Below are 3,018 nucleotides of genomic sequence, written 5' to 3'. Positions count from 1 at the left end.
CCCGAGGCTGCCCAATCGAACTTGCCCGCATCGACAATCACCCCGGCGATCGAATTGCCATGGCCATTGAGGAACTTGGTCGCCGAATGGACGACGATGTCCGCGCCGTGCTCGATCGGGCGGCACAGAACAGGGGTGGCCATCGTGTTGTCCACGATCAGCGGCACGCCCGCATCATGCGCGACCGCGGCAATCGCTGCGATATCCTGCACCACGCCGCCGGGGTTCGCGAGGCTTTCGATAAACACCGCGCGGGTCTTGTCGGTGATCGCGGCCGCGACGTTGCCCGCATTGTCGGCATCGACGAAGCGCGCGTGCCAATCCATTTTCTTGAACGAATGGCCCAGCTGGTTAAGCGAGCCGCCATAGAGCTTTTTGGCCGCCACGATCTCGCAGCCCGGCTCCATCAGCGTGTGAAACGCGAGGAATTGCGCGGCATGGCCCGAGGCGACGCCAAGCCCCGCCATGCCGCCTTCGAGCGCGGCGACTTTGGCTTCGAACGCGCCATTGGTGGGGTTGGTCAGCCGCGTATAGATATTGCCGAACTGCTCAAGGTTAAACAGTGCGGCGGCATGATCGACATCGTCGAACACATACGAGGCAGTTTGATAGATCGGCGTGATTCGCGCATTGGTGGCGGGATCAGGAGCGGTCCCGGCATGCACGGCCATGGTTTCGGGCTTCATTTCCATTGCGGCATCCTCTTGTGCGTTCAGGCGGCGTCTGCGTCTACTGGCGGCATGTTATGCCCCAGAAGCCGCAGCATGTCTGCGGCGCATTCCACGATGTTCGACCCCGGGCCGTAAATCCCCTGAACCCCGGCTTCGCGCAGGAATTCATAGTCTTGCGGCGGGATCACTCCGCCCGCCACGACCTTGATATCCGGGCGGCCCGCTTCGCGCAGGCGCTGGATCAGCTCGGGGATCAGGGTCTTGTGGCCCGCGGCAAGGCTGGAGGCGCCGATCGCATCGACATCCTTGTCGAGCGCCATTGCCACTGTTTCCTGCGGGGTTTGAAACAGCGGGCTGCTGGTCACGTCGAACGCCATGTCGCCAAATGCCGAGGCGATCACATTCGCGCCGCGATCATGGCCATCCTGGCCCATCTTGGCGACGAGCAGACGCGGCGCGCGGCCCAGCCGGCGGGTGACAGCGGCGACACCATCGAGCACCTGATTGTAGCGATTGTCGCCATCGTAGGCCGCGCCGTAAATGCCCTTCACTGGCACCGGCTGCGTCGAATAGCGGCCAAACACCGCCTCCATCGCATCCGAAATCTCGCCCAGCGTCGCGCGGTAGCGCGCGGCTTCGACGGCCAGTTCGAGCAGGTTGCCCGTCCCTCTTGCACCCTCGGTCAGCGCGGCCAAGGCGGACTGGCACTTGGCCTCATCGCGCGCGGCGCGGGTGGACTTGAGGCGGGCGACCTGCCCTTCGCGCACCGCGACGTTGTCTACTTCCAGCGTTTCGAGCTTGTCCTCGGTGCCGAGACGGTACTTGTTGACGCCGACGATCACGTCCTCGCCCTTGTCCACCCGCGCCTGACGGCCCGCGGCGGCTTCCTCGATCATCGCCTTGGGCCAGCCCGCTGCCACGGCTTTGGCCATGCCGCCTTCGGTTTCCACCCGCTCGATGATCTCCCACGCCTTGTCGACGAGTTCCTGCGTCAGCGCCTCAATGTAGTACGACCCGCCCAGCGGATCGACCACCTTGGTCATCCCGGTTTCTTCCTGGATCACGATCTGCGTGTTGCGAGCGATGCGCGCGGAAAAATCGGTGGGCAGCGCGATCGCTTCATCGAGCGCGTTGGTGTGGAGCGACTGGGTGCCGCCCAGCATCGCGGCCATCGCCTCGATCGTGGTGCGGATCACGTTGTTGTAGGGGTCCTGCTCCTGCAAGCTGACGCCGCTGGTCTGGCAGTGGGTGCGCAGCATCTTGGAGCGCTCATCCTGCGCGCCGAGCTTGGTCATCACCCGGTGCCACAGCACGCGCGCCGCGCGCAGTTTGGCCACTTCCATGAAAAAGTTCATGCCGATGGCGAAGAAGAACGACAGGCGGCCGGCGAACTTGTCGATATCCAGCCCGCTGGCGACGCCGTACTTCACGTAATCCATGCCGTCGGCGATGGTGAAGGCCAGTTCCTGCACTTGCGTGGCGCCCGCTTCGTGCATGTGATAGCCCGAAATCGAGATCGAATTGAACTTGGGCATTTCGCGGCTGGTATAACCGAAAATGTCCGAGATGATCCGCATGCTAGGCTCGGGCGGGTAGATATAGGTATTGCGGACCATGAACTCTTTGAGAATGTCGTTCTGAATGGTGCCGTCGAGTTCGGCGCGGGGCACGCCCCGCTCCTCGCCCGCAACGATGAAGAACGCGAGGATCGGGATCACCGCGCCGTTCATCGTCATCGAAACCGACATTTGATCGAGCGGGATGCCATCGAACAGGATCTTCATGTCCTCGACGCTGTCGATCGCCACGCCCGCCTTGCCAACATCGCCGACCACGCGCGGATGATCGCTGTCATAGCCCCGGTGCGTCGCCAGATCGAACGCGACCGACAGACCCTTCTGCCCTGCCGCCAGATTGCGGCGATAAAACGCGTTGGATTCCTCGGCAGTCGAAAAGCCCGCATATTGCCGGATCGTCCAGGGCCGCCCGGCATACATCGTGGCGCGCACCCCGCGCGTGAACGGCGCGAAGCCCGGCAGGCCGGGATCGGTCTGCACATCGTCCGCCGTGTAGAGCGGTTTGACCGCGATGCCTTCGGGGGTTTGCCACGTCAGGTCTTTTCCCTTGACCTCCTTGGCCGCCGCTTTCTGCCAGTCTTCGATATTCGCCATCGCTCTATCCTCATTCGTCTCCCCGGACTTGATCCGGGGTCCCGCTTTGTCTTCACACCCCGGCCCGAAGGCAGCGGGACCCCGGGTCAAGCCCGGGGTGACGGATCAATCGAACCTCAATGCGCCTCTTGCGGCGTCTCCATGATCTCGGTCAGCACCCCGCCCATGTCTTTGGG

General features: G+C 63.5%; 2 protein-coding genes. Both read right to left on the bottom strand.

The genetic code is table 11. The features are described 5' to 3' along the window. Positions 1 to 692 (bottom strand): aminotransferase class V-fold PLP-dependent enzyme (locus Q0O40_RS15835; RefSeq protein WP_295532132.1); only part of this gene is annotated, 692 nt, incomplete at its 3' end. A 20-nt stretch (positions 693 to 712) separates the two neighbouring features. Further along, positions 713 to 2,842, bottom strand: coding sequence for a methylmalonyl-CoA mutase (gene scpA, locus Q0O40_RS15830; RefSeq protein WP_295532129.1), 2,130 nt, complete (start codon positions 2,840 to 2,842; stop codon positions 713 to 715). Between the last annotated feature and the right edge of the window lie 176 nt (positions 2,843 to 3,018).

It is taken from the genome of Novosphingobium sp. Chol11 (genome assembly GCF_945870625.1).
GTDB lineage: Bacteria > Pseudomonadota > Alphaproteobacteria > Sphingomonadales > Sphingomonadaceae > Novosphingobium.
This window is presented reverse-complemented; position numbering and strand designations above follow the sequence as displayed.